This window comes from endosymbiont of Ridgeia piscesae (assembly GCF_001443665.1).
Taxonomy (GTDB): domain Bacteria; phylum Pseudomonadota; class Gammaproteobacteria; order Chromatiales; family Chromatiaceae; genus Endoriftia; species Endoriftia persephonae.
This window is the reverse complement of record NZ_KQ557116.1, coordinates 89,277-107,734: the sequence shown is the minus strand read 5'-3', so window position 1 is coordinate 107,734 and position 18,458 is coordinate 89,277. Positions and strand designations below refer to the sequence as shown.

Below are 18,458 nucleotides of genomic sequence, written 5' to 3'. Positions count from 1 at the left end.
GAGAGACGATATCAGGATCCCTAAGTGAGCACCCTAAAAAACGATCGATTCCTCCGGGCTCTGCTGCGGCAGCCGGTTGATGTCACACCCGTCTGGATGATGCGTCAGGCCGGGCGCTATCTGCCGGAGTACCGGGCCACCCGCGCCAAGGCCGGTAGCTTCATGGACCTCTGCCGTAATCCTGAACTGGCATGCGAGGTGACCATCCAGCCCCTCGACCGCTACCCGCTGGATGCGGCGATCCTCTTCTCCGATATCCTCACCGTACCCGACGCCATGGGACTGGGGCTCTACTTCACCGAAGGAGAAGGGCCACGCTTCGAACGCCCGGTGCGTGATGAGGCAGCGGTCAAGGCGCTGGGTCTGCCCGACATGGAGGATGACCTGGGCTACGTGATGGATGCGGTGCGCACCATCCGCCGCGAGTTGGATGGACGGGTGCCGCTGATCGGATTTTCAGGCAGCCCCTGGACCCTGGCCACCTACATGGTCGAGGGTGGCGGCACCAAGAACTTCGCCCAGGTGAAGGGGATGATGTTCGATCGTCCCGAGCTGATGCACCAGCTGCTCAGCCGGGTTGCCGATTCGGTCACCGCCTATCTGAATGCGCAGATTGCCGCCGGTGCACAGGCGGTGATGATCTTCGATACCTGGGGTGGCGCACTCACCCCGGCCGCCTACCAGGCCTTTTCCCTCGACTACATGCAACGCATCATCCAGGGGCTGACCCGCGAGGCGGAGGGCCGCCAGGTGCCGGTGATCCTCTTCACCAAGGGCGGAGGGCTCTGGCTCGAGCGGATGGCCGAGAGCGGCTGCGATGCACTCGGCATCGACTGGACCCTCGATCTAGCCGAGGCGCGTCGGCGCGTCGGCGACAAGGTAGTGCTGCAGGGCAATATGGATCCCTGTGTGCTCTATGCTTCACCCGAGCGTATTCGTGAAGAGGTCGGCCGGGTGCTTGAGAGTTTCGGTCCGGGCGAGGGTCACGTCTTCAATTTGGGCCATGGCATTCATCCCAATATTCCGCCGGAACATGCCGGGGCCTTTGTCGAGGCCGTGCATGAATTAAGCCGGCCCTATCATCAGGCATCCTGATCTTTGCCAGGGAGTAAGTACCAGAGTGAATAAGCATAAAGTGATTGTGGGGTTCAGGTTACTGGTTGTCGGCCTGTTAGCTACCTTCGAGGTAATGGCTGAGCCGAATACGATAGAGGTACGCCTTGCCGCCTTCTGGGCCAGCACCGCTACTGAGCTCAGGCTCGATTCAAAAGATGGCACAATCGGGACCAGTTTTAACATGGAGGACCAACTTGGCCTGGGAGAGCGGGAGATCCTGCCGATGCTGGATATCACCTATCGCTTTAATGAGAGTCACGCCATCGATCTCTCCTATGTGGAGTTGTCACGCAGTGGCAGCAGTATGCTCAACAGCACCATCACCATTGATGGTGAGGACTATACCGTTGATACGCTCGTCGACAGCTTCTTTGATTCGAAGGTCGCACGTCTGGCGTGGCGTTATAAGCTCTATCAGGACGAAGACTGGCAGATCGAGAGCCTGCTCGGTGTCCATGTGACCTCACTTTCCACGGGGATTAGCACGCGCCTTGCTGGCCCCAGCTATGATGCCGACGTGAGCATCCCGCTACCCAGCTTGGGTCTGGATGGTGCCTATTGGATCTCCCCCAAGCTGAAACTGGATGCTTGGGCGCAGGTGTTTGCGCTCGATTATGATGCTTATTCTGGCAGTCTGGTAAATGGCAGCATTTCGGTGCGCTATGACTTCAGTGAAAACTTCGGCATCGGCGGCGGCTACACCTATTACGGATACAGCCTCTCCGCCGATGATGACAACCTGCGGGGTGAGTTCGATTACACCTTTCAGGGACCGATGCTCTATCTGCAGGCGGGTTACTGATTCCCTTGATCAAACAAGCCTTATACCTCTTGTGCTTCGCATCTAGAGTGAAGATAACATGAAGATCACGCTTATCGGATTGGGGCTGATGGGGAAGCCGATCGCACAGCGCCTGATCCAGTGCGGGCATGAGCTGGTTGCCTGGAACCGCTCCCAGGTTGCTCACGATCAGGTGCAAGCCAAAGGTATTCCGGTCGAATCTGATCTGACAGCCGCCATTGCCCAGGGGGAGGCTGTCCTGCTGACCCTGAGCGATGCCGCAGCTATCCGTTCGACCCTGTTGCAGCCCTCGTCACTCAGTGGGCTGGCAGGCAAGGTCGTGGTACAGATGGGAACCATCGCGCCGAATCAGAGCCGCGAGATTGCCTCTGCAGTGGAGGCAGTTGGTGGACACTATCTGGAGGCACCGGTGCTCGGCAGCATCCCGGAGGCACGATCCGGCAACCTGATCGTGATGGCCGGAGGTGATGCAGAGATCTACCAGCAGATGCTGTTGCTGTTGCGTTGTCTCGGCAAGCAGGTGCAGCGCATCGGCGAGGTTGGTCAGGGTGCGGCGATGAAGCTGGCGATGAACCAACTGATCGCTTCGCTCACCTCTGCCTTCTCCCTGAGCCTTGGGCTGGTGCGGGCCGAAGGCATCGATGTGGAGCAGTTCATGGGCCTGCTGCGAGAGAGCGCGCTCTATGCGCCGACCTTCGACAAGAAGCTGGCGAAGATGCTGAGCCACGATTATGCCAATCCCAACTTTCCCCTTAAGCATCTGATTAAAGATGTGGATCTTTTCAGCCGCGTGGTGGATGAGCTGGGCATCGATGCCCAGTTGCCGCAGACGATGCTCAGAGTCTTCGGTGAGGCGCAGGCTGCGGGACATGGGGAAGATGACTACTCATCACTCTACGAGGCGATCAACCCCGACTTTCAGGCTAGTCAGGATGAGGGCTGCTGACGCGGCAGCACGGCCTTTTCGATCTATTTAGGTAGGATTTGATGAAACTGCTATTCAGCTCAATGCCGGGTCGCTACGAGCGGCACCTGATGCGAAAACACAACAACCCTCTGTTCGACAAAAGTGAGCGTTCGCTTACGCCTTCTGCGTTGGAAGAGGCGCAGCGCAAAGATCACGAAGAGCTGGTGAGCTTTATCGAAGAGCTGCGCAAGCTGGTGGGTGAAGCGGTAGAACTCGGGCCCCACGAACAGAGCGATGTGATCCTCGAACTGAAAGAGCGTCTCGACAAGGCCTATGAGACCGCCTGCGGTCTGGCCGATGAGCAGGGCGCCAACAAGGATGCGATCAGCAAGCTGGTGGCGGTGATCATGCAGGCGGTGTGGCGAGGTGCCGGCAATGACACCCTGGCCCATCAGGAACTGCAGCAGGAGGAAGAAGCCAGGCGGCTGCACTATGAGATGCTGGAACACCCGTTGGCGGTGGACCTGCTCTCCCCCGATTCTCTGATAAGTGAAGATGACTTGGTGCCGACTCTGCTGAGTGCTTCTGAAGAGGAGTTTCAGGTGGCTGTGACCCTGTTTGATCCGCCGCATCTGGAGGCGATCAGCAAACAGGCCCGGGCTCTGCTGGAGCAGCGCCAGCAGGAGGGGGAATCAGTGGCACAGGCGCTTGAGCGGTTGAGCGAGCTGGAGAACTTGCTGAAACATATCGAGAGCGAAGCGGCTTCTTAGGGACGCTCCGAACTAGTCATGGGCGGATAGCCTTGCGCTCCAAAAAACGGCCGGGAGTCATTTTTACACAAGTCACGAAGGAAGCGCTGATAAATTAATCAATTCCAGCATCCCTCCCAGCATCGGGCGGTTTTTTCGCGTAAAAAAACGACATTGTATGCTGGCACAACCCGACCAACCTCGACAAAACCAGCCACTTGCCACCAGCTGATCTCCAAATGCTTTAGCAAAAGTAGTTGCTGGCACCTTATCAAAGCAGCACTCGTTCGATGCCCTGCTGACTCATCTGCTGGATAAATTGCTGCTGCCATCGCTCTCCCAGCACCCTGTTTGCCAGTTCGACCACAATATAAGTGGGTTTGAGACCGGTTGAGTCAGTATAGCGGCTTAGGCCCTGCTGGCAGGCTGGGCAGCTGGTCAGCAGCTTGGCGTTGATATGGCCCGGCTCTGCATCATCAGCCAGTTTGGCCAACCCGTTTTGGAGTTCCTCCTCCTTGCGGAAGCGTAGCTGGTGGGCGATGTCAGGCCGACTGGTGCCGAGGGTGCCGGCTTCGCCACAACAGCGATCCGATACCTCGACCCTGCCGCCAGTGAGGGAGGCAGTGACCTCGAGTGGATCATACAGCTTCATCGGGCTATGGCAGGGGTCATGGAAGAGATAATTGTCCGGCGCGCCGTCAGCAATCTTGATCCCTTTTTCCATCAGGTATTCATGGATGTCGAGCAGGCGGCAGCCGGGAAAGATCTTTTCAAACTCATACTTCAGCAGTTGATCTATGCACGTGCCGCAGGAGACCACCACGGTGCGAATATCCATGTAGTTGAGAGTATTCGCGACACGGTGAAACAGCACCCGGTTCTCAGTGGTGATCTGGTGACCGCGTTGCGCCTGTCCGGCCGCGCTCTGCGGGTAGCCGCAGCAGAGATAGCCGGGGGGGAGTACGGTGGTGGCGCCAGTCTCGGCCAGCATCGCTAGGGTCGCCAGACCGATCTCGCTGTAGAGGCGCTCTGAGCCGCAGCCTGGGAAATAGAAGACCGCCTCGTTTTCTTCGAGCGCCCCCTTAGGGCTGTGCAGGATCGGTATAGTGGTGCGATCCTCCAGTTTGAGCATTGCCCGCAGGCTCTGCTTGGGCGGCTCTACCCGGATCGGGTAGCTCAGCATCTCCAGCGCCAGGGTCTTTATCTCCGGTCTACCTGTGGTGGCGCGGGGTAGGGTGCTGCGCTGTTTCAGTAGACCGCTGCGCTTGGCTAGCCCATGCGCCAGATTAAGCGCCTTGAATCCCCATTCGGCCAGCCCCAGGCGCATCCAGCGGATCGCCCGTGGATCGGTCATATTGAGGAAACTCATCGCCGCCATCGCACCCAGGCTGCGGCGCTTCTGGCCGCGCTCGGTGAGGATCTTGCGCATGCGGGTGGTGACCTCACCGAAGTCGATATTGACTGGGCAGGGAGTGAGGCACTTGTGGCAGACGGTGCAGTGGTCGGCCACGTCGTTCATCTCATCGAAATGGCGTTGCGACAGGCCGCGGCGGGTCTGCTCCTCGTAGAGGAAGGCTTCGATGATCAGGCCGGTGGCGAGGATCTTGTTACGCGGTGAGTAGAGCAGGTTGGCACGTGGTACATGGGTCATGCAGACCGGCTTGCACTTGCCACAGCGCAGACAGTGTTTGATCTCGTCGTTGAGCGCGCCCAGCTCGCTCTCTTCGAGGATGATTGCCTCCTGCTCCAGCAGCTTGAGCGAAGGAGTGTAGGCGTTGCGCAGATCGGCGCCGGTAGCCAGCTTGCCACGGTTGAAATGCTGTTCGGGATCGACCTGTGCCTTGTAGCGGGCAAACGCCTGCAGCTTCTCCGGCTCTAGGTACTGCAGCTTGGTCAGGCCAATGCCGTGCTCACCAGAGATCGCCCCGCCCAGCGAGGAGGCCAGTGCCATGATGCGGTCCACCACCCGCTCGGCGCGGTGCAGCATTGCGTAGTTGTCGGAGTGGACAGGGATGTTGGTATGTACGTTGCCGTCACCGGCATGCATGTGCAGCGCCACGAACAGCCGCGACTCTCGGAGCCGCTGGTGGATCTCGCGCAGCGCGTGGCGTAGCGGCTGCATTTCCTGGCCGGGGAAGGCCTCATCCAGCTGCAGAGCTATCTCCTGCCGGTAGGAGATCAGCAGGTCACGGCGCAGTAGCAGATCGAGCAACCGGTCGTTTGGCTGGATGTGTTGGGCCTCCGCTTCGCTCAGCAGCTGCCGGTGGTCGGCGGCAGGCTGTTCGATCTGTTGCAGGGTCTCGCTCCAGCGCCCTCGCGCCCGCTCAACGGCGCTCTGGGCCAGGTTGATCTTGGTGCGGGAGATCGCTTCATTCTCATCGCTGGCACCGAAGGCCTCGCTGGCCAGATCGCGCCATTCGCTGCTCTGTAGATAGTCGAGAACGGCATCAGCGATCTCGATCTTGTTGCTGATCGACTCCTCGATATTGATGCGCTCGATGCCGCGACTGTAGTCGGCCAGCCGCTCCAGCGGGATCACCACGTCTTCGTTGATCTTGAAGGCGTTGGTGTGGGCGGAGATGGCGGCGGTGCGGGCCCGGTCGAGCCAGAAATGTCTGCGTGCCTCGGCGCTGCTGGCGATAAACCCCTCGCTGCCGCGTGCCTCCACCAGTTCGACCACCTGGTCTGCCGCGCTGCTGACCTGGTCCACCTGATCGCTAGCGATGTCGGCTAGCAGCACCATCTTGGGGCGCTCGGCGCGGGCCGCCTTGGTGGAGTATTTGACCGCCTTCAGATAGCGCTCATCGAGGTGCTCCAGACCCACCAACGTGACGTTGTCGTGCCGGTCCAGATACGCTTTGATCTCGACGATGGCCGGCACCGCCCGGCCGATATCGCTGCCGAAGAACTCCAGACAGAGGGTGCGTACCTGCTTAGGCATGCGGTGCAACACGAAACGGGCGGAGGTGATCAGGCCGTCGCAACCCTCCTTCTGCACCCCTGGCAGGCCGGAGAGAAACTTGTCGGTGACATCCTTGCCCAGCCCTGCCTTGCGGAAGGCGCTGCCGGGTATCTGTAGGATCTCTGGCTCAGCGAGTGGTGTGGTGCCGTCGTTGGCATAGCGGCTGACGCGGAAACGTACCTCGGGCTGATCGTGGATCTTGCCCAGATTGTGATTGAGCCGCTCCACCTCCATCCAGCTGCCGTCCGGGGTCACCATGCGCCAGCTGGCGAGGTTATCGAGGGTGGTGCCCCACAGTACCGCCTTCTTGCCGCCGGCGTTCATTGCGATGTTGCCACCGATGGTGGAGGCGTCCTGGGAGGTGGGGTCGACGGCAAAGGCGAGCCCGGCGGCCTCCGCCTGTTCCGAGACCCGCCGCGTGATCACCCCTGCGCCGGCGACAATGGTCGGCACCGGCTCCGCCACGCCGGGCAGTGCGATGCTCTCGATCTCCCCCAGTTGCTCCAGCTTCTCAGTGTTGATCACCGCCGAGTGGGGGTCGAGCGGCACCGCACTGCCGGTGTAGCCGGTGCCGCCACCGCGCGGGATGATGGTCAGACCGGAGGCGATGCAGGCGCGCACCACCGCTGCTACCTCCGCCTCGGTGTCGGGGGTGATGACCACGAAGGGGATCTCGACGCGCCAGTCGGTGGCGTCGGTGGCGTGGGCGACCCGCGCAAGGCCGCTGAAATCCACATTGTCTTTGCGGGTCAGGCCGATCAGATTACGCTTTACTTGACGGCGTAGCTCAATCTGCCGGATGAAGCGTGCCTCGAATGCCTCCACCGCCTGGCGTGAGGCGTGCAACAGGTGGATCGCCTGCTGGTTTTCATTGGTTCGCAGCTCAAACTGATCAAGACGGTGGTGCAGGGCGTCGATCAGGGCCTGGCGGCGCTCCTCATTCTGCAACAGGTCGTCCTGCAGGTAGGGATTGCGGCTTACCACCCACATGTCGCCGAGCACCTCGAACAGCATGCGGGCGGAGCGGCCGGTGCGGCGCGAGCCCCGGAGATCCTCAATGACCCGCCACAGCTCCTCACCGAGAAAGCGAATGACGATCTCCCGGTCAGAGAAAGAGGTGTAGTTGTAGGGGATCTCACGGATCCGCGGCTTGACGGCTGTTGGCATAGTCCGCTCCGGCTCAAAACGAAAAACGCCCGCATCACTCATGGCGTGCGGGCAAGTCGGTATTGTATATTAAAACTCCTGCCGGCATGCATTGATCCCAAACATGGAAAGCTGCGCCCCAACTAACCCGGGCAGTCGATTGAGGCGGCTTGGGAGGCGGACAGGATCAGGGAAAGTCGGGGCCGGTATCCTTCTCTCCCAATATCCGTTCGATGGCGCAGGCGATGCTGAAATTCGCGTGCTCTATGGGGCTGCTGCGGATTACGCTGAGGATGGCCGCAAAGGGGGGGGTAATCGATTTGCCTGGTAGTATCTCCAAGGCCAGTTCCGTGCCGGTCGCCAGTTCCTGGTCAAACTCCAGCAGCAGACCGCTGCTACTCAGATTTCTAACAATGCCGGTCGCCAATTGCGGCTGGCCGCTGATACGAAAACGCGCCGGACAATCCATCTCCATCCGCACGAAGTCCCGCTTCTCGGCGTAGTCAAGCATCACTATTACTCCTCATCTCTGGCTGCACAATCTGGAATCTATGCTTAGGCATAATGTAGCAGCCTGCCGGGAGGCTTCCAGGGTGAGATCGAGCAATGCAGGCATTAGTTTCCCCAGTCGATGGAGTGGCAGTGGCGAGGGCGGCTTCTGATAAACTGGTGGTTGGAGCGGTTGCAAAAGTGGGGTGAAGATGATGTCAACAACTCTCAGACTATGCGGCTGGCTGCTGCTGTTGCTGCCAGTGTCGCTTAGTGCCGATACGCTCTACCGCTCGGTGGACCCGGAAGGCCGGGTGATCTACTCCGATACCCCTCAGTCGGACTCTGTCGAGACACAGCGCATCAAGGTTGAGTCTAAACCCTCTGCCGCTGCACAGCAGCAGGCGCAGCAGCGAGAGAGTGAGATCCGCCGGGCTGCGGACAAGGCCGTTGCCCAACGCGAATATAAGCGGAAACAGCGGGCCAGAGTGGTCGAGCAGGCGAAGCAGCAACTGCAACAAGCGGAGCAGCACCTGGAACAGGCCAAGGTATTGAAGGACGAGGATCGACAGAGCTTTGGCGGCGGTGCCGGGCGGCGCATCCGTCCCGAATATTTCGAGCGGATCAAGCAGGCAGAGACGGAGGTCGAGGCTGCCCGCAAACGTCTGCAAGATGCACGTTTTGGGCGCTGATGCAGACCTATCTGGTTGGCGGTGCAGTGCGCGATCGGCTGCTGGGGTTGCCGGTGACCGAGCGGGACTATCTGGTGGTGGGGGCGACTCCAACCCAGCTTCTGCAGCAGGGTTTTCGTCAGGTGGGGCGCGACTTTCCCATCTTTATCCACCCGCAGAATGGCAGCGAGTATGCCCTGGCACGCACCGCCAGCGGCTCTCGCCAGACTCCGGCCGCGCCCCTGGCCCATCCGGGGGTGACCCTGGAGGAGGATCTATCGCGGCGGGATCTCACCATCAACGCGATGGCCGAGAGTGACGACGGAGAGCTCATCGATCCGTTTGGTGGACGCCGGGATCTCGAGCAGCGCGTGCTGCGCCACATCTCACCGGCGTTTGCCGAGGATCCGATCCGGGTGTTGCGGGTGGCGCGCTTCATGGCGCGCTTTGCGTCTCTGGGGTTTCGTGTCGCCGGGGAGACCAGGGAGTTGATGCGCTCGATGGTTGATGCGGGCCAACTCAACGAGCTGGTGCCGGAGCGGGTCTGGCAAGAGCTCGACAAGGCCCTTGGCGAGCCGAATCCGGTGCCCTTTTTTGCAACCCTGCGGGAGGTTGGCGCGCTGGCTCGGCTGTTGCCTGAACTGGACAGCCTTTGGGGGGTGCCCCAGCCAGAGCGCTGGCACCCGGAGATCGATACTGGCGTGCATACGATGATGGTGCTGGCGCAGGCCGCCCGGCTATCGGATGAGCAGAGCATCCGCTTTGCCGCTCTTACCCACGACCTCGGCAAGGCATCGACCCCGGCGCAAATCTTGCCCAGCCACCATGGCCATGAGGAGCGCGGGGTAGCGATCCTGCGAGCACTCTGTCGTCGTCTGCGGGTGCCTACCCGGTACCAGGAGCTGGCAGAGTGTTGCGGCCGCTACCACAGCCAGCTGCATCACCTGGATGAGCTGAAAGCCACCACCCGCCTGAAGCTGCTGGAGCGACTGGATGCGTTTCGCCGGCCGCAGCGACTGGAGGCGTTTCTACTGGTCTGCGAGGCCGATTTCCGTGGGCGGGCGGGGTTTGAGCAGCGCGCCTATCCTCAGGCCGACCGTCTGCGACGGGTCTATCGGGCCGCCGCCAGTGTGAATAGCAGTCAGCTGCCGAAGCGGGTGAGTGGTAAGGCGATGGCCGAGGCGATGCGCCGCCTGCGCCTGGAGGCGATGCGCCGGGTTGACAGTGAGGTTAGTTGACCAGGCGGTCAAAGATGCGAAAGCCCGCCAGATAGGTGCCGATAGCTGAGCCGAGGGTGCTGAGAAAGAACACCAGCAGGGTGCGGGAGACGCGATTGTGCCACCAACCCTTGAAGTGGGTGGTGTCATTGCGTAACCGGCCAAAGTCGGCCACCGTTGGTTTGCGCAGATAGAGCTCTGCCGCGGCGGTCACCATGCCGGCACCGATTGCCGGGTTGAGTGAGGTCAGCGGGGCGGCAACAAACGCGGTCACTACGGTCAGCGGATGGGCCGCTGCGACTAGTGCGCCGAGGGCTGAAAGCCCGCCGTTGATCAGCACCCAGTCGAGCACTAGCTGCCAGCCCAGGTCACTGCTGCGGAAAAAACCAGCCGCAAAGCCGCCGAGCACCAGGCAGACGATGACCCAGGGGATCAGCTTCGGCCAGCGGCTCGGCTCCGGCAGAGAGTCGAGTTGCTTGATCGCGGCCTTGGCGGGTTCCGGCTCGCTCTGCAGGTAGTTTGCCACCCCCTGCAGATGGCCGGCACCGATCACCACCAGGATGTTTTCATGGCCCTGCTGTTCGATCTCTTCGCGCAGGCGCGCAGCCATGTAGCGGTCACGTTCGTCGATCAGGGGCAGAAACAGATCCTGGCGGTCTTCGGCAAACTCGGCAAAGGTGGTCTCTAATATGTCGCCCTCTTTCAGGCGCTCGATCTCCTCTTCCGCCACATCCTCTTTGGAGAGGATGCCCGCCAGCAGGCCAACAAATAGGCTGAAGCGTCTGAACCAGCTGAGGTTGCCAGCAACCCGCTTGAAGGTGACGCTGATCTCCCTGTCGATCAGCAGCAACGGTTTGTTGGACTCCTGGGCGATACGTACTGCCTCACGCTGCTCGGCACCGGGTTCGATGCCGAACTGGTCTGCTAGTCGCTGTTGATAGGCGCTTAGGGCGAGACTAGCCATCACCATGGTGACGCGGCCCTCGCGCACCACGCGAAATAGATCCATCTGCGCCAGTGCATCGGGATTTAGCAAGGCGTTATAGCGGCTGGGGCAGAGCTCCACCGCGACCGAGTCATAATCGCCGCTCTGCAGCAGCTCGCGCACCTTCTCTGCGCTAGTGCGTGAGACATGCGCGGTGCCGAGCAGCGTCAGCTGACTCTCGCCGAGCTGGATCTGACGGATGGGTTGCTGTTCCTCTGCCTGCATGGTGCTCTTGGGGTTGGCAAAAAGCAGCCATCATACCAGTGAATTCCGAGCCTGGCTTTATCTCGTCTTATTCATGCAGGGCTGTGCCATGCAACGCGGCAGGACATTTCTGGGGCAATTGTGCCGATCGGCTGGGCTCAGATTACAGGCAGCAGGCTGGCGGTCGCTAAGAAATGAGACCCTGTGCAAGAATTCCATTCCGGTTCGTTGGTGCCTGCAGGGCGTTACTTATATTGGTCTGGATAATTTGCTAGCGTACGGGCAGATTTTAAGGAAGTATTCAGGCACGGAATCGGTCCACCTATTTGAAGAACGCGATTAAATATGGATAAAAACGTCGTTTGGCACCACGCCACTGTCACCCGCGAGAGGCGGGAGAAAATGAATCGTCACAAGGCGAAATTGCTCTGGTTTACCGGCCTGTCGGGATCGGGTAAGTCGACCCTGGCGCATGCGCTGGAGGAGGAGTTGCATCAGCGTGGCTGTCACACCTACGTGTTTGATGGCGACAATGTGCGCCACGGGCTCTGCCGAGATCTGGGTTTCAGTATTGAAGACCGCACCGAGAACATTCGCCGCATCGGTGAGATGGCGAAGCTGTTTGTCGATGCCGGGGTGATCTCACTGACAGCCTTCATCTCGCCGATCCGCGAAGATCGTGAGCGCGCCCGTGGCCTGTTTCCCCATGGTGACTTCATCGAGGTCTACGTCAAGTGCTCGCTGGAGAAGTGCGAGAGCCGCGACGTAAAGGGGCTCTACCAGAAGGCTCGTGCCGGTGAGATCCCGGAGTTTACCGGCATCTCGTCTCCCTACGAGGCGCCGTTGAAACCCGAGATCACCGTCGATACCGAGATCGACACCCTAGAGGATTGTGTTGCACAGATTCTCAGCGTGCTGGAAGAGCGTGGTGTCATCCCCAACTACGTGGTGGGCGACTGAGCGGGTGTACTGAAGGCTCCCCCGGCGGGGGAGTCAGGGCCTGATCTCGTTAAAACTGCAGACCTGCCGGTATGCTGCGGTTCTCCACCCTGTTCGCTATAGATGGCTCATGATGATTTCACGTTCAGCAGGCGCATCTCACACTCAAACATAAACTCGAAGGCCTCGACGTGACGGATCGCCTCGTCGATCGATTCGCCCCAGGTGTAGAAACCATGGCCCTGGATCAGGAAGCCGACCAGGTCCGGGTTCTCGTCGATGTAGCGATCGACCCGGTTGGCGAGCCGCGCTATATCCTGGTCATTGGCGAAGATCGGTACCCGGACCTGACAGTCGTGGCTGTCGATCCCTGCAAATGTCTTTAGTAGCTCATAATCCTGTAGTGAGAGATGGGTCTGATGCAGCCGCGACAACAGCGTCGCGTTGACTGTGTGAGGGTGCAGCAGTGCGTTTATCTCCGGCAGGCGTTGGTAGAGCAGAATATGCAGCAGGCTCTCGTCGGAGGGGCGCTGCAGCTCGTCGGTGTTGCCAGCGGCGTCGGTGTGCAGGATATCCTCTAGATCGAGTCGGCCCTTGTGGCGGCCGGAGGCAGTGATCGCAAGGCTGCCGTCGTCGAGGCGGGCAGAGAAGTTGCCGCTGGTAGCGGGCACCCAACCGCGCTGGTGGAAGAGGTGGCCGATCTCAATCAACTCACGGGCAATGGTTTCAAAGTCTGATGGCATGACTGCACTCCTGATAGAGCATCGAGTGTAGTTTAAACAGACTTGCATGGTGGTGATAGCGCTGGGGCCTGGTGGTGTCGGGGTGGGTGAACTAACATGCGGCAGGGAACATTTGGGAGTTGCGGCATGTATCGGATCATTATCATTTTATCGCTGGCAGGTCTGCTGCTGGCCGGCTGCAAGACGCTGTCTGAGCGTGAGCAGGCCAAGCACCTAGAGGATACCCTGCTGAAGTATGAGGCGGTGATCCGTTGGAACGCCGGCGTGGGAGCCCAGCGCTTCCTGGCGGCAGAGCAGCAGCAGACTGCCAAGAAACCGCTGCGCAAGGATTTGCGTGTAACCAGCTATGAAGCGGTGCAGGGGCCATCGATGCTGGACGAGACGACAGCGGGGCTGACAGTGGTGATCCAGTATATCTTTGAGACCGAGCAAGTAGTACACGAACTGGTGGACCAGCAGCTCTGGAAATATGATGCTGAGACTAAAACCTGGCATCTGCAGAGCCCGATCCCCGAGTTCAAATAGGCTATGCAATCTCCAGCCGGTTTTTCGTCTGCTTCACGCTTCTTTATAGTCAGCGCATCGATCGTGCTGCTCGTGGCTGGGATGAAGGCGGCCACCGAGCTGCTGGTGCCGTTTCTGCTGGCTCTGTTTGTCGCGGTGATCGCCGCGCCACCGCTATTCATGCTGCGTCAGCGAGGCCTGCCGGGCTGGCTGGCGATGCTGCTGGTGATCGCGCTGATTATCGGCATCGGTGCGGTGCTGGCTTGGCTGGTCGGCGGTGCGGTCAACGACTTCTCCAGCAACCTGCCGAAATACCAGGCGAGCCTGGCACAGCAGACCAGCGGTTTTAGCGCCTGGTTGACAGCTCAGGGGGTGCAGGTGGATCCGGCTACCTTCAGCACTTACCTCGATCCCGGCAAGGCGATGGGAATGGCCGCCAAGCTGCTGAGTGCGCTGGGTGGAGTGTTGACCCAGGCTGTGTTCATCCTGATCACAGTGATCTTCATCCTGGTGGAGGCCGCCGGTTTCCGAGAGAAGCTCCGCAGTGTGCTGCAGCGGCCCGAGTCGGCCCTCGAACATATCGATACTATTACCGATAACATCAAGCGTTACATGATGATCAAGACCACCACCAGTCTGCTCACCGGCGCCTTGGTGTCGCTCTGGCTGATGTTCCTGGGGGTGGATTATCCGATGCTCTGGGGGATAGTTGCTTTTCTCTTCAACTATGTGCCAAACATCGGTTCGATCATCGCTGCGGTGCCCGCGGTGTTGTTGGCACTGGTGCAGCTAGGCCCGATGGATGCCCTGTGGGTGATGCTCGGTTATCTGCTGATCAATAACCTGGTGGGTAATGTCATTGAACCCCGTTTCATGGGCAAGGGGTTGGGACTGTCGCCGCTGGTGGTGTTTGTCTCGTTGGTTTTCTGGGGCTGGGTGCTGGGACCGGTGGGTATGTTTCTCTCAGTGCCACTTACCATGGTGTTGAAGATTGTGCTGGCCAGCCGCCTTGAGACCCAGCTGGCGGCGGAGCTGTTAGGCTCCTAGCCAAACAGTGCCTCGGCCTCCGCGAGGCGCTCTTTGGCATCGTCGAGGATCTGGATACTCAACTCCGGGGTCAGCTCGCTAAGGCCGAGTTTGTAGAAGGCGGGGATCTGGTCCAGGCTGGGAAGAGTAAGAAAAGAGTCCGTACCGATGTAGCTGTGCAGCTGGGCGACCACCACCAGGTCGGTGTAATCGGCGTCCTCAGCGCCATCTCTGAGCCACGCTTCCGCCCCTGTGGGGACCTGCACCATGTCGTCGATAAACCCCCAGCGCTGCAGGATCCTGCTGCCGATCTGCCCGCGCATCTCGCTGCGCACCTGCTTGAGCCGAGCGGCGTCATTGGCAACATTGGGGAAGCGTTCGGCATAGTTGAGGATTGCCACCTCGCCGATGTCATGGATCAGTCCGGCCAGCAGCGCCTGCTCCCTGTCAAAGCCCTTGATAAAATCTGTCAGGACAAAACAGATTGCAGCGACTTTGGTGCTGTGCTTCCAGAGCGCCTCCATCTGCTGTTTGATTTGCGGCGAGCGGGCCTGGAACAGCTCCCGCAGGGCGAAACTCAGGACCAGTTGGTAGGTGGTGTTATTGCCGAGTCGCACTACCGCTGCAAGGCAGGAGTCGACTGGCGCCATCACGCGGTAGAGAGCGCTGTTGGCAACCCGGATCAGCTTGGCTGTGATCGCAGGGTCGGACTCGATGATACGCGCCAGTTTCTCTGCCGCGACCCACTCCGACGCCATGGCGCGGCCGATGCGTGCCGCCACATCGGGCAGACTGGGCAGCACTAGCTGGTCTGCCTCCAGATCGCGCAGCAGGGTCTGCGAGAGATCGTTTTCGGTCTCCGCTGGAATATGGTGTTGCCCGCTGGGGAAGAGAATCTCGGGCTCCGCCTGTTGCAGCTGGTCGAGGATCAGGTCGTTCAACAGCTGATTGTCGAGCATAAAATACTCCACATCTTCGGCTGCGGTGACGTCGTATTGACGGGGAGTCAGGTGGGCGATCGGTCTGCTGGCCTGGGTCGAACCGGCTTCAACGCTAGTGTGGCGGTCATCTGCCGAGTGCAGATTCACTCTGCCCTTGAGCAGATAGAGGCTGAAGGGTTCCGATGCCCCCAGCTTGAGCAGCCGCTTGCCCTCGCTAGCGGTATAGATGGCGAGTGAGCTGCTCAATAGCTCATGCTGTTGCGGGGTAAGCTCCGAGAGTGGATTGAAGCGTTTAAGCTGCTCGGGAGTGGGGTGTCTGCCGGTATTTTTGAACATGCAAGAAGTGTAGCCGCTCTACATAAAAGATCGATAATGTGGTGATTCTCTTGGTGTTAGCCGGTCCTGGCTCAACATCCGCACTTGGGCGCGCGGGCCTGATGCAACTGCAGGGTGCCGACCAGCCGGTCAACGCTAGTCAGATCGTGGCGCTGCAGATAGTCGGCGATACCCTGGTTGATCTTTTTGCAGATGTGCGGATCGTAGAACAGCGCGGTGCCGATGCCGATGGCGCTGGCCCCAGCGATCAGGAATTCGATGGCGTCCTCCGCGCAATTGATGCCGCCCTGGCCGATGATCGGGATGTTGTGGTCACGGCAGACCTGGTGCACCTGATGCACCTTGAGCAGTGCCACTGGCTTGATCGCTGGGCCGGAGAGGCCGCCCTGATTGTTGCCGATGATCGGCGTGCGGCTCTCGATATCGATGGCCATCCCCATCAGGGTGTTGATCACCGAGAAGGCATCGCTGCCGGCCTCGATGCAGCCCTTGGCGTTGGCGACGATATCGGTCTGGTTGGGTGATAGCTTGGTGATCAGCGGCTTGTTGGTGGCCTTGCGGCAGGCTTCCACCACCCGCGCCGACATCGCCGGGTCGTTGCCGAAGGCGACACCGCCCTCCTTTACGTTGGGGCAGGAGATGTTGATCTCGATGGCGTCGATGGGGGAGTCGTCGAAGCGCCGAGTCACCTCGTAGTACTCCTCTACCGATGAGCCAGAGACATTGGCGATAAATCGGGTCTCGTCGAAATCGAGCTGTGGCAGGATCTCACCCACCACCTTGTCGACCCCTGGGTTCTGCAGGCCGATGGCGTTGAGCATGCCGCCGGGGGTCTCATAGACGCGGTGTGGTGGGTTGCCGAGGCGTGGCTCGGCAGTGGTGCCCTTGAGGCAGACGGCGCCGGTATCACGGTTGCTAAAGCCTTCCACCCGTGTGTACTCTTCGCCGAATCCGACGCAACCGGAGAGCAGCACGATCGGCGTGTTGAACGGCATGCCGCAGAATTCGATGTTGAGGGGGGAGGGGTTTTGCGTCGTCATGGTGTTTTGTGTCGTCTGCTTGTGGAGGAGATTGAGGTGTTTCATGTAGTGCTGTATGAGCCGGAAATTCCGCCTAACACGGGAAACATCATACGCCTCTGCGCCAACACTGGCAGCAGTTTACATTTGATTCAGCCGCTCGGTTTCGAGCTGGACGACAAGCGACTACGCCGTGCCGGCCTCGACTACCATGAGTGGGCCGAGCTGCGCGAGCACGCTTCGCTGTCGGCCTTTCTCGACTCGGTGCAGCCGTCGCGTCTCTTTGCCTGCACCACCCGCGCCCGGCGCAACTATGCTGAGGCGGCGTTCGAGGCGGGAGATGCGCTGCTGTTCGGCCCGGAGACCCGCGGTCTGCCCCAGGCGCTGCTCGATTCGCTGCCGGAACAGCAGCAGTTGCGCATCCCGATGCGGCCGGAGGTGCGCAGCCTGAACCTCTCCAATGCGGTGGCCCTGATCCTCTACGAAGCGTGGCGTCAGCAGGGGTTTACCGGGGGCGGATAGGGTCTGCTCCGGCGGGCCAGCCGCGTTTGGCGGCCAGCGCCTCACGATAGATCGCCTCGGTCTTTTCTGCCAGGCGACGGGTGGAGAACTCTGAGAGCACCCAGTCGCGGGCACCTTGCTTCAGTCGTTGCAGCAGATTGGGATCGTCGATGCAGCGGGTTACCCGCTCCGCCAGCAGTTTCTCGTCGCCTAGTGGTACCACGTAGCCAGCCTGGTCGTCGGGGATCACATAGCTGTTGTCGGAGACATCGGTGGCGACCACCGGCACGCCGCAGGCCATCGACTCCAGCGCCACGTTGGGGGTGCCTTCGTAGAGGGAGGGCAGCACCGTGATGTCGCAGACGTTGTAGAGCATCTCCACATCGTCGCGGTTGCCGACAAAGTGGCAGTATTCGCGCACTCCGAGCTGATCCACCAGCTCGCTCACCTCCTGCTTGTAGTCGGAGGAGCCGTGCAGGCCGTGGGCCAGCTGGTCGCCGATCAGGATGAAGCGGGTATCCGGGTGGCTCTCGAGGATGCGTGCCACCGCCTTGAAGAAGAGCGGGTGGTTCTTCTGCCGTTTGTAGCTGCCGAACATGCCAACGTAGAAGGTGTCGGGGTTTAGCCCTAACTCCTCGCGGAGCGCCGAGGCATCCAGCGGTGCGAAGCGCTCGGCGTCGACACCGTTGTGCACCACCCGGTACTTCTCTTCTGGCTGGTTGAGGGTCTTGCGGTTGAATTTGGCACCGGCGTGGGAGTTGGCGATGCAGAGGTCGAGCATATAATGGGTCAGTGTGTAGGCGGCCCGCTGGACTTTTTTTAGGCTGTAGTTGGTGTTGCGCTCGGAGCCGACGATCAGCGGGGTGTCGGCGAGTCTGCCGGCCAGGCGCACCGCGATCTCCGCGTCGAAGAGGTAGCCGTGTACGATGTCGGCGCGCAGTTGCTCCAGTAGCTGTGAGAGTTTCCAGGCGACCTTAAGGTCGAAGCGGGACTCTTTGTGGATGATGTGTAGACGCTGCTCGCGCTGCTTGATGGTGTCGGCCAGTGGCACATAGTCCGACAGCGAGACCAGATGGACATCGAAGGCGTTGCTATCCATGTTGTTGATTAGCTCAACGATCTGGCGCTGTGCGCCGCCATACTCCAGGTTGCTGATTACCAGGACGACGACGATGCGGTTGTTTGTGTCGCTCATATCGCT

Annotated in this window: 17 protein-coding genes; 10 read left to right on the top strand and 7 right to left on the bottom strand. The window is 60.3% G+C overall.

All coding sequences use genetic code 11. The features are described 5' to 3' along the window. Positions 1-24 precede the first annotated feature (24 nt). The 4 genes from hemE to Ga0074115_RS01665 are packed head-to-tail and all read left to right on the top strand — an operon-like array spanning position 25 to position 3,595. Positions 25-1,095 carry a uroporphyrinogen decarboxylase gene (gene hemE / locus Ga0074115_RS01680; protein WP_060528146.1) on the top strand — a complete coding sequence of 357 codons (1,071 nt, stop codon included), beginning with the start codon at positions 25-27 and terminating at the stop codon, positions 1,093-1,095. 25 nt (positions 1,096-1,120) lie between these two features. Further along, positions 1,121-1,918, top strand: a complete 798-nt coding sequence (locus tag Ga0074115_RS01675) for a 2-oxoglutarate synthase (protein WP_232432848.1) — start codon at positions 1,121-1,123, stop codon at positions 1,916-1,918. Positions 1,919-1,976: 58 nt separating this feature from the next. Beyond that, positions 1,977-2,864, top strand: coding sequence for an NAD(P)-dependent oxidoreductase (locus tag Ga0074115_RS01670; RefSeq protein ID WP_057956809.1), 888 nt, complete (start codon positions 1,977-1,979; stop codon positions 2,862-2,864). A gap of 41 nt (positions 2,865-2,905) precedes the next feature. Continuing rightward, positions 2,906-3,595: a hypothetical protein gene (locus Ga0074115_RS01665; protein WP_232432847.1), complete on the top strand. Its 690-nt coding sequence runs from the start codon at positions 2,906-2,908 to the stop codon at positions 3,593-3,595. A gap of 250 nt (positions 3,596-3,845) precedes the next feature. Here Ga0074115_RS01665 and Ga0074115_RS01660 read toward each other — a convergent pair whose 3' ends face one another. Both Ga0074115_RS01660 and Ga0074115_RS01655 read right to left on the bottom strand, forming a co-directional pair. After that, complete coding sequence (locus Ga0074115_RS01660; protein ID WP_057956818.1) at positions 3,846-7,703, bottom strand: DUF3683 domain-containing protein; 3,858 nt, start codon at positions 7,701-7,703, stop codon at positions 3,846-3,848. A 166-nt stretch (positions 7,704-7,869) separates the two neighbouring features. Continuing rightward, positions 7,870-8,193, bottom strand: coding sequence for a PilZ domain-containing protein (locus Ga0074115_RS01655; protein ID WP_057956810.1), 324 nt, complete (start codon positions 8,191-8,193; stop codon positions 7,870-7,872). A 193-nt stretch (positions 8,194-8,386) separates the two neighbouring features. Here Ga0074115_RS01655 and Ga0074115_RS01650 point away from each other — a divergent pair, with 193 nt between their 5' ends. Next, entirely contained in the window at positions 8,387-8,863 is a 477-nt protein-coding gene (locus Ga0074115_RS01650; protein WP_232432846.1) for a DUF4124 domain-containing protein, read from the top strand. Beyond that, on the top strand, positions 8,863-10,080 hold the full coding sequence (locus tag Ga0074115_RS01645) for a multifunctional CCA addition/repair protein (RefSeq protein ID WP_057956811.1): 1,218 nt from the start codon (positions 8,863-8,865) through the stop codon (positions 10,078-10,080). Before Ga0074115_RS01650 ends, Ga0074115_RS01645 begins: the two co-directional genes overlap by 1 nt. Here the strand turns inward: Ga0074115_RS01645 and Ga0074115_RS01640 are convergent. After that, a complete protein-coding gene (locus tag Ga0074115_RS01640; protein ID WP_057956812.1) occupies positions 10,073-11,269 on the bottom strand; it encodes a TraB/GumN family protein in 1,197 nt (398 codons plus the stop codon). The genes Ga0074115_RS01645 and Ga0074115_RS01640 overlap by 8 nt on opposite strands. A 324-nt stretch (positions 11,270-11,593) precedes the next feature. On the opposite strand from Ga0074115_RS01640, the gene cysC reads away from it, so the two are divergent. Beyond that, entirely contained in the window at positions 11,594-12,208 is a 615-nt protein-coding gene (gene cysC / locus Ga0074115_RS01630; RefSeq protein WP_060528144.1) for an adenylyl-sulfate kinase, read from the top strand. Between the two features lie 107 nt (positions 12,209-12,315). Here the strand turns inward: cysC and Ga0074115_RS01625 are convergent, their stop codons facing one another. Further along, positions 12,316-12,930: a methylthioribulose 1-phosphate dehydratase gene (locus Ga0074115_RS01625; RefSeq protein ID WP_057956814.1), complete on the bottom strand. Its 615-nt coding sequence runs from the start codon at positions 12,928-12,930 to the stop codon at positions 12,316-12,318. A gap of 126 nt (positions 12,931-13,056) precedes the next feature. On the opposite strand from Ga0074115_RS01625, the gene Ga0074115_RS01620 reads away from it, so the two are divergent. Both Ga0074115_RS01620 and Ga0074115_RS01615 read left to right on the top strand, forming a co-directional pair. Beyond that, entirely contained in the window at positions 13,057-13,455 is a 399-nt protein-coding gene (locus tag Ga0074115_RS01620) for an asparagine synthetase (protein WP_232432845.1), read from the top strand. Between the two features lie 3 nt (positions 13,456-13,458). Further along, positions 13,459-14,481 carry an AI-2E family transporter gene (locus tag Ga0074115_RS01615; RefSeq protein WP_060528143.1) on the top strand — a complete coding sequence of 341 codons (1,023 nt, stop codon included), beginning with the start codon at positions 13,459-13,461 and terminating at the stop codon, positions 14,479-14,481. Here Ga0074115_RS01615 and Ga0074115_RS01610 read toward each other — a convergent pair. Together Ga0074115_RS01610 and Ga0074115_RS01605 are read right to left on the bottom strand one after the other, a co-directional pair. Then, on the bottom strand, positions 14,478-15,737 hold the full coding sequence (locus tag Ga0074115_RS01610) for an HDOD domain-containing protein (RefSeq protein ID WP_060528142.1): 1,260 nt from the start codon (positions 15,735-15,737) through the stop codon (positions 14,478-14,480). The two genes, Ga0074115_RS01615 and Ga0074115_RS01610, sit on opposite strands and share 4 nt — an antisense overlap. A 71-nt stretch (positions 15,738-15,808) precedes the next feature. Continuing rightward, a complete protein-coding gene (locus Ga0074115_RS01605) occupies positions 15,809-16,777 on the bottom strand; it encodes a dihydroorotate dehydrogenase (protein ID WP_057956149.1) in 969 nt (322 codons plus the stop codon). A gap of 36 nt (positions 16,778-16,813) precedes the next feature. Here Ga0074115_RS01605 and trmL point away from each other — a divergent pair, with 36 nt between their 5' ends. Next, positions 16,814-17,278 carry a tRNA (uridine(34)/cytosine(34)/5-carboxymethylaminomethyluridine(34)-2'-O)-methyltransferase TrmL gene (gene trmL / locus Ga0074115_RS01600; protein ID WP_057956150.1) on the top strand — a complete coding sequence of 155 codons (465 nt, stop codon included), beginning with the start codon at positions 16,814-16,816 and terminating at the stop codon, positions 17,276-17,278. Here trmL and Ga0074115_RS01595 read toward each other — a convergent pair. Next, positions 17,262-18,452: a glycosyltransferase gene (locus Ga0074115_RS01595; protein WP_060528141.1), complete on the bottom strand. Its 1,191-nt coding sequence runs from the start codon at positions 18,450-18,452 to the stop codon at positions 17,262-17,264. The two genes, trmL and Ga0074115_RS01595, sit on opposite strands and share 17 nt — an antisense overlap. Positions 18,453-18,458: the final 6 nt, after the last annotated feature.

What these genes read in the sequence shown, in the direction of transcription:
- cysC (WP_060528144.1), top strand. Translation starts at nt 11,594, where the DNA reads ATGGATAAAAACGTCGTTTGGCACCACGCCACTGTCACCCGCGAGAGG.
- Ga0074115_RS01595 (WP_060528141.1), bottom strand. Translation starts at nt 18,452, where the DNA reads ATGAGCGACACAAACAACCGCATCGTCGTCGTCCTGGTAATCAGCAAC.
- Ga0074115_RS01640 (WP_057956812.1), bottom strand. Translation starts at nt 11,269, where the DNA reads ATGCAGGCAGAGGAACAGCAACCCATCCGTCAGATCCAGCTCGGCGAG.
- Ga0074115_RS01615 (WP_060528143.1), top strand. Translation starts at nt 13,459, where the DNA reads ATGCAATCTCCAGCCGGTTTTTCGTCTGCTTCACGCTTCTTTATAGTC.
- Ga0074115_RS01625 (WP_057956814.1), bottom strand. Translation starts at nt 12,930, where the DNA reads ATGCCATCAGACTTTGAAACCATTGCCCGTGAGTTGATTGAGATCGGC.
- Ga0074115_RS01610 (WP_060528142.1), bottom strand. Translation starts at nt 15,737, where the DNA reads ATGTTCAAAAATACCGGCAGACACCCCACTCCCGAGCAGCTTAAACGC.
- Ga0074115_RS01605 (WP_057956149.1), bottom strand. Translation starts at nt 16,777, where the DNA reads ATGACGACGCAAAACCCCTCCCCCCTCAACATCGAATTCTGCGGCATG.
- Ga0074115_RS01665 (WP_232432847.1), top strand. Translation starts at nt 2,906, where the DNA reads ATGAAACTGCTATTCAGCTCAATGCCGGGTCGCTACGAGCGGCACCTG.
- Ga0074115_RS01655 (WP_057956810.1), bottom strand. Translation starts at nt 8,193, where the DNA reads ATGCTTGACTACGCCGAGAAGCGGGACTTCGTGCGGATGGAGATGGAT.
- Ga0074115_RS01620 (WP_232432845.1), top strand. Translation starts at nt 13,057, where the DNA reads ATGTATCGGATCATTATCATTTTATCGCTGGCAGGTCTGCTGCTGGCC.
- Ga0074115_RS01670 (WP_057956809.1), top strand. Translation starts at nt 1,977, where the DNA reads ATGAAGATCACGCTTATCGGATTGGGGCTGATGGGGAAGCCGATCGCA.
- Ga0074115_RS01645 (WP_057956811.1), top strand. Translation starts at nt 8,863, where the DNA reads ATGCAGACCTATCTGGTTGGCGGTGCAGTGCGCGATCGGCTGCTGGGG.
- Ga0074115_RS01660 (WP_057956818.1), bottom strand. Translation starts at nt 7,703, where the DNA reads ATGCCAACAGCCGTCAAGCCGCGGATCCGTGAGATCCCCTACAACTAC.
- Ga0074115_RS01650 (WP_232432846.1), top strand. Translation starts at nt 8,387, where the DNA reads ATGTCAACAACTCTCAGACTATGCGGCTGGCTGCTGCTGTTGCTGCCA.